This window comes from Sulfitobacter sp. 1A10359 (assembly GCF_043558145.1).
Classification (GTDB): Bacteria; Pseudomonadota; Alphaproteobacteria; order Rhodobacterales; family Rhodobacteraceae; genus Sulfitobacter; species Sulfitobacter faviae.
This window is the reverse complement of sequence record NZ_JBIFGB010000001.1, coordinates 148,450-160,982: the sequence shown is the minus strand read 5'-3', so window position 1 is coordinate 160,982 and position 12,533 is coordinate 148,450. Positions and strand designations below refer to the sequence as shown.

8 protein-coding genes and 1 tRNA gene are annotated in these 12,533 nt (G+C 61.5%); 5 read left to right on the top strand and 4 right to left on the bottom strand.

Annotated features, from left to right (window positions below; translation table 11 throughout):
* Nucleotides 1-126: 126 nt before the first annotated feature.
* Nucleotides 127-1,197, bottom strand: coding sequence for a recombinase RecA (gene recA / locus ACGYK2_RS00770; RefSeq protein WP_067261794.1), 1,071 nt, complete (start codon nucleotides 1,195-1,197; stop codon nucleotides 127-129).
* 203 nt (nucleotides 1,198-1,400) lie between these two features.
* Between recA and ACGYK2_RS00765 the strand changes: the two genes are divergently transcribed.
* On the top strand, nucleotides 1,401-1,994 hold the full coding sequence (locus ACGYK2_RS00765) for a gamma-glutamyl kinase (RefSeq protein WP_271687344.1): 594 nt from the start codon (nucleotides 1,401-1,403) through the stop codon (nucleotides 1,992-1,994).
* 18 nt (nucleotides 1,995-2,012) lie between these two features.
* Here the strand turns inward: ACGYK2_RS00765 and ACGYK2_RS00760 are convergent, their stop codons facing one another.
* The 3 genes from ACGYK2_RS00760 to guaB all read right to left on the bottom strand — a co-directional run bounded on the left by ACGYK2_RS00760 (nucleotide 2,013) and on the right by guaB (nucleotide 7,080).
* The gene (locus tag ACGYK2_RS00760) at nucleotides 2,013-4,220 is read right to left on the bottom strand and encodes an ATP-binding protein (protein ID WP_271689973.1); all 2,208 of its coding nucleotides are present in this window, start codon (nucleotides 4,218-4,220) and stop codon (nucleotides 2,013-2,015) included.
* A 202-nt stretch (nucleotides 4,221-4,422) separates the two neighbouring features.
* Nucleotides 4,423-5,583: an RsmB/NOP family class I SAM-dependent RNA methyltransferase gene (locus tag ACGYK2_RS00755; protein WP_271687345.1), complete on the bottom strand. Its 1,161-nt coding sequence runs from the start codon at nucleotides 5,581-5,583 to the stop codon at nucleotides 4,423-4,425.
* A gap of 48 nt (nucleotides 5,584-5,631) precedes the next feature.
* Nucleotides 5,632-7,080, bottom strand: a complete 1,449-nt coding sequence (gene guaB, locus ACGYK2_RS00750; protein WP_271687347.1) for an IMP dehydrogenase — start codon at nucleotides 7,078-7,080, stop codon at nucleotides 5,632-5,634.
* A gap of 191 nt (nucleotides 7,081-7,271) precedes the next feature.
* On the opposite strand from guaB, the gene ACGYK2_RS00745 reads away from it, so the two are divergent.
* The 4 genes from ACGYK2_RS00745 to ACGYK2_RS00730 all read left to right on the top strand — a co-directional run bounded on the left by ACGYK2_RS00745 (nucleotide 7,272) and on the right by ACGYK2_RS00730 (nucleotide 12,532).
* Entirely contained in the window at nucleotides 7,272-9,320 is a 2,049-nt protein-coding gene (locus tag ACGYK2_RS00745) for an ASKHA domain-containing protein (RefSeq protein WP_271687348.1), read from the top strand.
* Nucleotides 9,320-10,165 carry a trans-aconitate 2-methyltransferase gene (locus tag ACGYK2_RS00740; protein ID WP_276154839.1) on the top strand — a complete coding sequence of 282 codons (846 nt, stop codon included), beginning with the start codon at nucleotides 9,320-9,322 and terminating at the stop codon, nucleotides 10,163-10,165. The genes ACGYK2_RS00745 and ACGYK2_RS00740 overlap by 1 nt, the downstream gene beginning before the upstream one ends.
* Before the next feature lie 41 nt (nucleotides 10,166-10,206).
* Nucleotides 10,207-10,280: transfer RNA gene (locus tag ACGYK2_RS00735), tRNA-Gly, on the top strand.
* Nucleotides 10,281-10,480: 200 nt separating this feature from the next.
* Nucleotides 10,481-12,532 carry an ATP-binding protein gene (locus tag ACGYK2_RS00730; RefSeq protein ID WP_276154322.1) on the top strand — a complete coding sequence of 684 codons (2,052 nt, stop codon included), beginning with the start codon at nucleotides 10,481-10,483 and terminating at the stop codon, nucleotides 12,530-12,532.
* Nucleotide 12,533: the final 1 nt, after the last annotated feature.

Genomic DNA, 12,533 nt, shown 5'->3' with positions numbered 1-12,533 from the left:
TTCCGGGGCAGATTTGATCGGTCCCAAATACCCCTCAGTCCCGGCGCTGTCCACCGTTCCTGCCCATGAAAAAGGGGCGCAGCCTTTGGCCACGCCCCTTCGTAAATTCAAATTGTCAAATCAGGTTCAAGCTTCAAGAATATCCGCGTCGTCACCGCCGGAGCCCTCAAAGTCCAACCCGTGGGCCGCGCGGATCTTATCTTCGATCTCCGACGCCATAGCAGTGTTCTGTTTCAGGAAGTTCTTTGCGTTCTCACGCCCCTGCCCGATCCGTTCATCCCCGTAGCTGAACCACGAGCCGGATTTATCGACCACACCGGCCTTCACCCCAAGGTCCAGCAACTCCCCCATTTTGGAAATGCCTTCGCCATACATGATATCGAATTCGACCTGTTTGAAGGGTGGCGCCACTTTGTTCTTGACGATCTTGACCTTCGTTGCGTTGCCAACAACCTCGTCTCGGTCCTTCAGGGCGCCGATCCGGCGGATGTCGAGACGGACGGAGGAGTAGAATTTCAGCGCGTTGCCGCCGGTGGTGGTCTCAGGAGAGCCGAACATCACGCCGATCTTCATCCGGATTTGGTTGATGAAGATAACCATACAATTGGACCGGCTGATCGACCCGGTGAGCTTGCGCATCGCTTGGCTCATCAAACGGGCCTGAACACCGACATTGCTGTCACCCATCTCACCTTCAAGCTCGGATTTCGGCGTCAGGGCCGCGACGGAGTCGACGATCACCATATTGACCGCGCCAGAGCGTACCAGCGTATCGGTGATCTCAAGCGCCTGTTCACCCGTGTCGGGCTGGGAAATCAACAGCTCGTCAATGTCCACGCCAAGCTTTTTCGCATATTGCGGATCAAGGGCATGTTCCGCGTCGACAAAGGCGCAAACGCCCCCCGCTTTCTGCTGCTCTGCCACGCAATGCAGCGTCAGCGTTGTCTTACCCGAGGATTCCGGGCCATAAATCTCAATGATGCGCCCCATCGGCAAGCCACCGATACCAAGCGCGATATCAAGGCCAAGCGAGCCTGTGGAGCTGGCTTTGATATCCTGGATCGCCCCTTCGGCCCCCAGTTTCATAATCGACCCTTTGCCGAACTGACGTTCGATCTGGGCCAGCGCGCTGTCGAGCGCCTTTTGCTTTTCTGCGGTTTTCTTACTGTCCATCGTCAAAAGATCTGCCGTTGCCATTAGGTTCATTCCTTAGTGTCACAGTGGCGCCCCGGCGGCAATCGCCTGCGCGCTGCGTCGCTTATGTTCCTCTAATGTTCCATATGAGGGTAAATGCGGAACATTTCAACGACTTTGTTTGTCCTTTATGTTTTGGCGAGAATGGTAAAGAAATGGTTTACCCAAACTAGAAAGGGCCGCCTGCAGCCCAAGGTAAGACGCAATTGATTGTTTTTTTTAAAGAACGTTTGGCTTTTTTGTCGGTCCCAAAGACCGGAACCACCGCCTATGAGAAAGCACTGGCGCCGCGGGCGGATATGGTGATTTCCGATCCGCCCATGCTGAAGCATGCGCCGGTTTATCGCTATAATCGTTTTATTCGACCAATGTTTCTAAAAGTTTGCGATGCCGAGCTTGAGCTGATGGCGGTAATGCGCGAACCGATCTCTTGGCTGGGCAGTTGGTATCGCTATCGGCAGCGCCCCTTCATGAAGGGCAAGCCGAACAACACTTTCGGGATCACTTTCGACGAATTCGTCCTCGCCTATATGAAGGGCGACAAGCCGGGCTTCGCCGATGTGGGGAGCCAGCTGAAGTTCATGGAGGCCCAACCGAACGGCACCGGGATCACTCACCATTTCCGCTATGAAGATCAGACGCGGCTCCGTCGCTTTTTGGAAAAGCGGCTCGACGTGACGCTGACCTTGGGGCAGGAGAATGTCTCTCCCAAGATGGAGCTAGCGCTTTCCCCGAATGTGGAAAAACGCTTTCGTCGTAAGTTCGCGGCGGAGTTTGAGCTTTACGAGTCGATTACATAGCCCTGCCCCGCGTGATGCTCAGTGCAGCTGATTGTGGACCGTTGTGGTCAGGTCAGTGAGAGAGAAGGGTTTCGGTAGGAAGACAGAATTCGGAATTTTCGACTGTTCTTGACCGAAGTTATCCTCCGCATAGCCCGAGACAAAAACAACCCGCACATCCGGGCGTTGTTTTAGCGCTTGGCGCACCCAGCTTGGCCCATCCATACCGGGCATAACGACGTCTGTTACGAATACATCGATATCCAACTCCTTATCTTCGAGCATCATTAACGCGGCTTCGGCAGATTCGGCTTCTAGGACCGTGTAGCCGCGAAGCCGTAATGCGCGGCTTGCGAAGGCCCGCACGGGTGCTTCATCTTCCACCAGAAGGATCACCCCGTCGGACCGCTGAAGCGGGCTTTGAGCCGGCGATGCGGGGGGCTTTTTCGCGACCGCAGTGGGCTGGCCCTCCAGCACGGGGAAGTAGAGGGTAAAACATGTGCCCCTGCCCAACTCACTGTCGAGAAAGATGAAACCGCCCGTTTGTTTGACGATGCCATAGGCAGTGGAGAGGCCAAGGCCGGTGCCCTCGCCGGTTCGCTTAGTGGTGAAAAACGGCTCGAACACCTTTTGCAGCTTATCCTTCGGAATGCCCGTGCCATCGTCATGCACCTGCACCGTGACGTAGCGGCCTGCGGGCACGCTGACCCGATCTCTTTCAAGCGGTTGGTCGAGGCTCGTCACCTCGGTCACGATACGGATCTCGCCTCCGGCGGGCATGGCATCGCGAGCGTTGACGACGAGGTTCATCAACACCTGCTCCAACTGGCGCTTATCCGCGCGGATCGGGGCGAGAACGGGGTCATGGCTGAGGGTCAGCGTTACTTTTTCGCCCACCAGTCGGTTCAGCAAATGCGTGAGATCGGCGAGGGTATCGCGCATGTCGAGCGTCTCTGGCCGGAGGGTTTGTTTGCGCGAAAAGGCGAGGAGTTGCCCCACAAGCGCGGCCGCACGGTTGGCGTTTTGGTTGATCTGGACCAGATCGCTGAAATCCGGGTCACCCTGATCATGCCGCAGCAAGAGGAGGTCACAATGCCCGGAAATCGCCGTCAAAAGGTTGTTGAAGTCATGCGCGACGCCCCCGGCCAACTGCCCGATGGCTTGCATTTTCTGGCTCTGCACGAATTGCGCCTCAAGCGATTTGAGTTCGGTCGCGTCCTGCAGCACCGCGATGAGGGCCGCCTCGCCTGCTTCGGATATGCGGTTGAGTGAGACCTGAACGAAGACCTCCTGATCCGTTCGGGTGAGCCTGAGAAATTCGGACTTTTGAACCAACCGCCCTGCAAGACTGTCTTGCAGCCAGTCCGAGATCGAGCGGCCGAGCCCCTCCATCAGATGCGAAAGATGGGTGCCGCGCCGCAGCGATACGCCGAGCAGCTTCCCCGCCATACGGTTGAAGGCCAATACCGTTCCATCGGGGCGCAGTTTGATCATCGGCACGGGGAGGTCTTGAAACGTTTCCCAGCCTAATTCATTGGGAGAGGGAGCCCCTTCGGGCGGCGGCAGAAGATAGAGTGCGCGGCGGTTCGCGCCGGCTTCAACCTCGGCCACCAGTACCTGCCGGTTTCCTTCCGCGGTGGCGATTTCGGTCACGGTTCCGGGGGTTAGTGGTAGGGAATTAAACAATCGGTCGAGTGACTTCACCCGTTGCCCGACCAGTATGCGCGCCGCTTCATTCATGAAAAGGATCGCCCCACCGCGGCCCAGCATGGCCATTGGCAAGGCCATGCTTTCGTGCGTACTGCGGGGGCCCTCGCGGGTGGCAACGCTTTCAATCCGCCAAAGCAGGCGGTCGGCTGATAACTGGTGCACCGATAGGCGCATGGGGCCGGACCGGGTGATCACCTCTTCCCGTGCGTTGCCGCTGGCGGTGGCGCGTGATTGCAGACGGTAGAGAAGGCCCACGGGATTGGCGAAATGCGCTCGTAAGGCCTGCGCGAGGGATTCTTCGCCGACCTTGCCGAACTGCTTCAGAGCCACCTCGTTGCGGTAAATGACTTGCCGATCGGAGGTGGCGATGAAACTCGGTGCGGCGTCTTTTGCGATGAAGTCCGCGACTCCATCCGCGCTGACCCGATTCCGCCCCCTATCCCATAGAAGAAAGACGATGTAACCAGTTGAAATAAAAACCAATGTGGCCGCCGACGCGGCAAGGGCAAGCTGCAACGTCGCATCAGTGCTGCGCATCGCAAGCGCGCCAGCGGCAAGAGCCATCACCACAAGCAGCCAAAGCCGCCTGAGCCCCGCCTGCCCCCCAATCCCTGAATGCCCAACGCCCTGCTGCACGCACATCCCCTAACAACCGAATCATACGACTATTACGTGCGACAGAGGTTAAGCAGGCTTTAACCGAAATCGGTTTGCACGCATGGGTTGATTATGGGTAAATTTACTCGCGCGTCAACTGTGCTGAAAAGAATCCGTCGCCATCGGGGGTTACGTCATAGCGGTCCATGCGGGCGACTCGCCACTCGGGGTGGCGGGCCAGAAAAGCCTCGACCCGCGCTTCGTTCTCCTCCCGCAACAGGGAGCAAGTGGCATAGGCCAAGACTCCGTCGCGTGCTGTAAGTCCTGCTGCGGTATCGAGAATCTGGTCCTGAATGGTGGTCAGTTCGGTCAAGCGCTCGGGGGTCAGGGTCCATTTCCCCTCCGCCGCGCGGCGCCATGCGCCCGAGCCGGAACAGGGCGCATCGCAGAGGACGAGATCATAGGGGGCGCCCGCTTTGGCCTCTTCGGTATCGGCTAGGGAAATCGCGACGCCCGCGCGATCGGCGCGGGGGGACAGGTCGCTCATTCTGCGGGGGTCTATGTCGTGTGCCGTGATCTCGCGCGCGGGGTCCATGGCCAGAGCAAGCGCTTTGCCGCCGCCGCCGGCGCAGTAGTCGAGCACCCGGCCCCCCGAAGGCAGAGCGGCGACGACAGCTTGGCTCGCTGCGTCTTGCAATTCGACGTAACCGTCGGTGAAGGCGGCGGAATTTCGGATGCGGCGCGCACCTTCGGTCACGGTCAGCGCGGCTTCGGCAAGCGGGTTTGCGCGGGTTTGGACGCCCTCTTCAGCCAGCAGTTCTTGCGCGGCGGGCACGGCGATCCGCGCGGTGTTGACCCGCAGGCAGATCGGCCCGCGCTCTTGAAGCGCGAGGGCCGCAGCATCCGCATTCTCCCCAAGCGCCGTGTCGAACAGGGGGAGCAGCCAGTCGGGCAGGTTCAGCCGCGTTGCGCGATCCTCGGGCGCTGGCGGGAAAGCCCGTTCGGCCTCGGACAGCGGCGCGGGCGCATGGCCCACCCCTGAAAAGAGCGCGTCAAGGTCGGCCCCCTGCCCGTGCAGCACACCGATCATCAGCGCGCGGCCCGTCTCCCCCCTGCCGTAATGTGCCGCGCTGCGTTTCTGGCGCAGCACGTCGAACACATGATCGCGCACGGCGGCACGGTCTTTGGAGCCCGCGAAGCGGCTCTGACGCGCCCATCGGGTCAGCGCTTGTTCGGCGGCCAGCCCCCCGGCAATTGCGTCCAGAACTTCTATCGCAGCGGATACGCGCGCGCCGGGGGTCATGGCATCTTCCTTTTGGAAAGAACGGCCCGCGGGCCGCTGCTTTACGGGTTAACCGATACGGTAGTTCGGGCTTTCCCGGGTGATTTGCACGTCATGCACATGGCTTTCCTTCAACCCTGCGCCGGTGATCTTCACGAAGTTGCAATTGCGGCGCATCTCATCGACCGTGGCGCAACCGGTATAGCCCATGGCCGCGCGCAGACCGCCGACCAATTGGTGCAACACATTGCCCGCGCTGCCCTTGTAAGGCACCTGACCTTCGATCCCCTCGGGCACCAATTTGTCAGAGGCGGCGTCTTTCTGGAAATACCGATCCGCCGAGCCGCGCGCCATGGCGCCCATGCTGCCCATGCCGCGGTAGCTTTTGAAGCTACGGCCTTGATAAAGAACGACTTCGCCGGGGCTTTCGTCGGTGCCGGCGATCATGCTGCCGACCATGGCGCAGGAGGCACCTGCGGCAATCGCCTTGGCGAAATCGCCGGAGAACTTGATGCCGCCATCGGCGATGATCGGCACGTCGCCCGCAGCGGCCACGCAGTCCATGATCGCGGTCAGTTGCGGCACGCCCACGCCCGCCACCATCCGCGTGGTGCAGATGGAGCCGGGGCCGATGCCGACCTTGACCGCATCGGCGCCCGCGTCGATCAGCGCGCGGGTGGCGTCACCGGTGGCCACATTGCCCGCGACGACCTGCACATCGCCGAACTGTTTCTTGGCCCGGGTCACCGCATGGGCCACGCCTTCGGAATGGCCATGGGCGGTATCGATCACGATCATATCGACGCCTGCATCGACCAGCGCTTCCGAGCGCTCGAAGCCCGCGTCGCCCACTGTCGTCGCCGCGGCGACACGCAAGCGGCCCAGATCATCTTTGCAGGCGGTGGGGTTCAGCACGGCCTGTTCGGTGTCACGCAGGGTCAGCAGCCCGGTGAGCTTGCCTTCGGCATCCGTCACCAACAGTTTCTCGATCCGGCGCGATTTCATCAGGCTGATCGCCTCCTCCCGGTCCGCAGGCTCTTGCAGGATCGCCAGCCGATCAGAAGTCATCATCACCGAGACCGGCGTGCGGTCGTCAGAGGCGAAACGCATGTCACGGTTGGTGACGATGCCCAGCACGCGGCCATTTTCGTCTACGACCGGGAAGCCGGTCACGCGGTAGCGTTCTTGCAAAGCCTTGGCATCCGCCAGCGTCTGGTCGGGGCGCAGGGTGATCGGGTTGTAAACGATGCCGGATTCAAAGCGTTTCACCCGGCGCACTTCGCGGGCCTGTTCTTCGATCGTGAGGTTGCGGTGCACCACCCCCATGCCCCCGGCCTGCGCCAGTGCAATGGCCATGCGGCTTTCGGTCACCGTATCCATGGCCGAGCTGAGCAGCGGGATATTGAGCGCGATGCTCTGCGTGACGCGGGTTCGCGTATCTGCGGTGGACGGCAACACAGAAGACGCTGCGGGAACCAGCAGGACGTCATCAAAGGTCAGGGCCTCACGAATCTCCATTTAACACCTCGGGTCTGGATGGGTTCATTTGGCGGTTTCCTATTTCACGGATGGTCGGGATTGGAAAGGCCTATTCCCCCGCGTAAGCCACAGACGGGGAATGACGCGGGCGCGGCACGAATTGCCGCCCCGCATCTTTCCCCCGCCGCGCGGCACGCTATGCTGTCGCAAAGAAACAAAGGACGGCCCCGATGAGCAGTGACCCCCTCGTGATTTTCACGCCCTCCGGCAAGAGAGGGCGCTTTCCCAAAGGCACCCCGGTGCTGACCGCCGCGCGGCAGTTGGGTGTCGATCTGGACTCGGTCTGCGGCGGGCGCGGCATCTGTTCGAAATGTCAGGTCTCGCCGGGCTATGGGCAGTTCTCGAAACATGGGGTGACCGTCGCGCCTGACGCGCTGAGCGAATGGAACGCGGTCGAGGAACGCTATGACGAAAAGCGCGGCCTGAAAGAGGGCCGCCGTCTGGGCTGTCAGGCCACGGTGCAGGGCGATGTGGTGATCGACGTGCCGCCAGAGAGCCAAGTGCACAAACAAGTCGTGCGCAAACGCGCCGAGGCGCGGGAGATCGTGCTGAACCCGTCCGTCAAACTCTTCTACGTCGAGGTGACGGAGCCCGACATGCACGAACCCTCGGGCGATCTGGAACGTCTCAGGGCTGCGCTCGCCGAGCAGTGGGAGCTGGAGAAAGTCACCGCCGATCTGCACATCCTGCAAATGATGCAGCCGGTCCTGCGCAAGGGCGATTGGAAAGTCACCGTCGCCGTCCATCTGGGCGATCAAGAAAATGCCGCGCGGATCATGAACATCTGGCCCGGGTATTACGAGGGCACGGTCTATGGTCTGGCGGTCGATCTCGGCTCCACCACCATCGCGGCGCATCTGTGCGATCTGCAAACCGGTGAGGTCATGGCCTCTTCCGGTGTGATGAACCCGCAGATCCGTTTCGGCGAAGACCTGATGAGCCGCGTCAGCTATTCCATGATGAACCCCGACGGCGCGCAGGAGATGACCCGCGCGGTGCGCGAAGGGATGGCGACGCTTTTCACCCAGATCGCCGCCGAAGGGAATGTCTCGCCCGATCTGATCGTCGACGCGGTCTTCGTCTGCAACCCGGTGATGCACCACCTGCTGTTGGGCATCGACCCCTTCGAGCTCGGCCAAGCGCCCTTCGCGCTTGCAACCTCCGGCGCGCTGCGTCTGCGGGCTGAGGATTTGGACCTGAACATCCACCCCTCCGCCCGCGTCTACCTGCTGCCTTGCATCGCGGGCCATGTCGGCGCGGATGCCGCCGCCGTCGCCCTATCCGAGGCGCCGGAGAAGTCCGACGAGTTGATGCTGGTGGTCGATGTGGGCACCAATGCGGAGATCCTGTTGGGCAATAAGGAAAAGGTGCTGGCCTGTTCCTCTCCCACCGGGCCCGCGTTTGAGGGGGCGCAGATCAGCTCGGGCCAACGGGCGGCACCGGGGGCGATCGAACGGGTAGAGATCGACCCGGAAACCAAGGTTGCGCGGTTCAAGGTGATCGGATGTGATCTCTGGTCCGATGAGGACGGCTTTGAAGAGGCGGTGGCGAGCACCGGCGTCACGGGCATCTGCGGCTCCGGCATTATCGAAATGGTCGCCGAGATGCGCATTCACGGCATCGTCGACGCGCCGGGGCTGATTGGCAGCGCCGCGCAGACGGGCTCGGCCTCGGTCTTTGCCGATGGGCGCACCAACAGCTATCTGGTCTACGACGGCACCGAAAAGGGCGGGCCCAAGATCACGGTGACCAACCGCGACATCCGCGAAATCCAGATGGCCAAGGCCGCGCTCTATTCCGGCGCGCGGCTGCTGATGGACAAATTCGGCGTCGACAAAGTTGACCGCGTTGTACTGGCGGGGGCCTTTGGCGCACATATCAGCCCCAAACACGCGATGGTGCTAGGCATGATCCCCGACGCGCCGCTCGACAAAGTCACCAGCGCGGGCAATGCCGCTGGCACCGGCGCCCGGATCGCCCTGCTCAATACCGAGGCCCGGGCCGAGATCGAGGCGACCGTAGGCGCGATTCACAAGATCGAAACCGCCGTCGAGCCGCGTTTTCAGGAGCATTTCGTCAATGCCTCGGCCATTCCCAATGCGGTGGAGCCTTTTCCCATCCTCAACGGCCTCGTCGCCCTCCCGGAGGTGAACTTCAACACCGGCGGCAGCGGCGAAAGCGAACGCGGCGGGCGTCGGCGCAGAAGAAAGGCGACGTGATGACTGCCTCAGACAACAGCGATCAGGTCGAATTCTGGAGCGCCTCTGCGGGGCAGAGATGGGCCGCGCGGCAGGCTGAGTTGGACATTCTGATGCAGCCTGTGCTGGATGGCGTGCTGGCGCGCGCCGAACTGGCGCCGGGGCTGAGGGTGCTCGACATCGGCTGCGGCGCGGGGGCGGGCTGTCTCGCCGCCGCCGAGGCGGTGGGCGATGCAGGCGCGGTGCTGGGGGTCGATGTCTCTGCCCCGCTGCTCGACCTCGCGCGGCAACGGGCCGCCGCCCTGCCCCGTGTCGCCTTTCACCACGGTGATGCAACGACGCTAGCGCTTTCCCCTCCCTATGATCGGCTGATCTCGCGCTTTGGCGTGATGTTCTTTGCCGATCCGGTGCTCAGCTTCACGCGCATGGCCGCGCAACTCAGCCCCGGCGCGAAGCTCAGCTTTGCCGCTTGGGGCCAAATCCCCGAGAACCCTTTCTTTACCCTGCCCGCCCGCGCGGCCCGGGCCACCATTGGCGCCATGCCGAAAAGCGATCCCGACGGCCCCGGCCCCTTCGCCTTTCGCGACCCCGAACGCGTGGTATCGATCCTCGCCGAGGCGGGATTTGTCGATATCGCCTGCAAGGTAACACGGCTTGACCTCACCCCCGCGGGCACGGTCGATGACCTTGCCCAGCAGATGTGCGACATCGGCCCGGCCAGCGGCGCGATCAATCATTTCGAGGCGGGCCCGGCACAGGTCGCGGAACTTCGGCAAACCATCGCCGAAGCTCTGCGCCCCTATGCGAAAGACGGCCCCCTGCGCCTGCCTGCCGAGATCAATTTCGTCACCGCGACGAAACCCTGACTTGACCTTCCCCCGCGCGCCGATTATCTCACCCTCAGCGCGCGGGTATGGTGAAAAGGTATCACGGCAGCTTCCCAAGCTTTAGTTACGAGTTCGATTCTCGTTACCCGCTCCACGCTCCCCCCTCCGCCTTTGTGATCCCGCCACATGGCCCCACATAGGCCCCGCAGGGTTCCCCAAGGTCACCCCCATGAAAAGCCTAATCTGGTCCGAATTTCGCCATGATTGCCCGCAAAAGTAGCAATCAACAGGGAAGTAACTTACGCGCAGATGGCCCAACGATGTCGGATGCGCATTGAGGCAAAGGAAAAAAGCGTGGCAAACGCGTTTCGGGACTACGCGACATCCAAGGCGTACATCATCGTCAATTTCATCGTGCTGTGCTGTGTCGCCGGCATCAGCTATTCGATCGTCAAACTGGATTACGAGCAGCATATCGGCAGCATCCGTCAGGACGCCCGGCAAACGCTGCATGAAGTCAGCAATCAAGTGCAGCACCAGTTCCAAGAGACCATTCTGGTCACCAAGAACATCGAGAATATCCTGCTCTCCGGCGAGGCCTTCAAAGACAAAAAGATCGAACTGCTGGTCAAGGAGTTGCGCGACCGGAACCCCGGCATTCAGGCCTTCGCCCTCGCCCCGGACCTCAAGATCACCCATAGCTATCCCAAGACCCAGAATGGCGAGACGATTGGCCTGGAATACAAGAACATCCCGACGCAGCTTTCCGGCGTCGCCAATGCCTACCGCCGCCAAAGCCCGACCATCGAAGGGCCGCTGAACCTCGTTCAAGGCGGCAAGGGCTACATCATGCATTACCCGGTGTTCGAGCGCCCCATCGGTCTTGGCGCGCCGCGTTTTTGGGGGGTGATGTCCATCGTCTTCCAGCCCGACCGGCTGTTCGAGCCGCATCAAAACCCGCATCAGGCCGCCGACTACATCTATAGCCTCCGCGCCTTCCCCACGGGCGTCATGCCGCCTGAGATTGAGCCTGCGGCGGTCGACCCCACAGCCCCCGTGCGCACCCGGTTCGAGCTTTTAGGCAAGACATGGGAGGCGACGGCCAGCCCCGCCAACGGTCTGCCCCCCTATGCCCCGCAAAGCCCCTACCTCGTAGCCTTCGCCCTGATCGCGACCATCGCGCTGATGGCAGGCCTCTGGGCCTTCCGCCGGGTCACGCTGAAAAAGCAGGAAGCCCATGCGCTTTTGGCTGAGGGGATTGGATCGATCCAAGAGGGGTTCATCGCCTTTGACGAGAAAGAACGCCTTGTCACCGTCAACAGCAAGTTTCTGGAGTATCACCCTGAAATCGCTGACCTTCTGATCCCCGGCAAAACCATCGAAGAGCTGTTGCGCCATTGGGTCGCCCGCCATCAGCACCCTGAGCAGGTCGAGGAGCGTGAGGCATGGATTGCCAAACGCCTCGCCCGGTTCCGCAACCCGACCGGCGCCTTCATTCTGGAAGTCTCAGATAACTTCTGGCTCAAAGTCACGGAATCCCGCACGCCGCATGGCTATACCGTGGGCATCTGGACCGATGTGACGGCCGAGAAACGCGCGCTCGACGCGGCCAAGGCGGCGGACCGCGAAAAGACCGAGTTCTTGAACAACGTCAGCCATGAGCTGCGCACGCCGCTGACCGTGATCTCGGGCCGGGCGACCTTCTTGCAACATGCCGAGAAGCTCCCCCAAGCCAGGCGCTTGCAGACCGCGTTGAACAACAGCGCCAATGCCACGCCCGACATTCGCCACAGTGTCGATGAATTCCAAAACTTCGTCTCTGACCAAGCGGGCGGCATCGCGGGGTCGTCCAAACATATGCTGCGCCTTGTCGAAGACCTGTTGGATTGGACCAAGGTCGCGCGCGGCAAGATGGAGCTTGATCTTCAAGAGATCGAGACCAGCGAGATCGCCCGCTCCGTCGCCGATGACCTGCGCCCGGATGCCGAGGCCAAGGGGCTGACCCTGACCTATGAGGACAATGGCACGGCCCTCGCCAATGCCGATCCGGTGCGCCTGAGACAGATCCTTTACAACCTGATTTCAAACGCGATCAAATTCACCCGCAGCGGCAATATTCATCTGCAGATGCAGCAGGATGCCGAAGAGATCACCTTCTCGGTCTCCGACACGGGCTGCGGTATTTCCGAGGACAATCTCGAACGGGTTTTCCTGCGGTTTCAGCAGGTTGACGGCTCCATGTCGCGTGAGAACGGCGGCTTGGGATTGGGCCTTGCGATTGCCGAGCAATTGGCCAGCCTGCATGGCGGCAGCCTGTCGCTTGAAAGCAAAGTCGACGTGGGCAGCACCTTCCGGCTGACCCTGCCCCGACCCGTGGCTGATAGTGAGATGCGCCGTTCGGCCTGAC

Bases quoted from the DNA above. Each gene is read 5' to 3' on its own strand.
- recA (WP_067261794.1), bottom strand. From the start codon at position 1,197: ATGGCAACGGCAGATCTTTTGACGATGGACAGTAAGAAAACCGCAGAA.
- ACGYK2_RS00760 (WP_271689973.1), bottom strand. From the start codon at position 4,220: ATGCGCAGCACTGATGCGACGTTGCAGCTTGCCCTTGCCGCGTCGGCG.
- ACGYK2_RS00755 (WP_271687345.1), bottom strand. From the start codon at position 5,583: ATGACCCCCGGCGCGCGCGTATCCGCTGCGATAGAAGTTCTGGACGCA.
- guaB (WP_271687347.1), bottom strand. From the start codon at position 7,080: ATGGAGATTCGTGAGGCCCTGACCTTTGATGACGTCCTGCTGGTTCCC.
- ACGYK2_RS00745 (WP_271687348.1), top strand. From the start codon at position 7,272: ATGAGCAGTGACCCCCTCGTGATTTTCACGCCCTCCGGCAAGAGAGGG.
- ACGYK2_RS00740 (WP_276154839.1), top strand. From the start codon at position 9,320: ATGACTGCCTCAGACAACAGCGATCAGGTCGAATTCTGGAGCGCCTCT.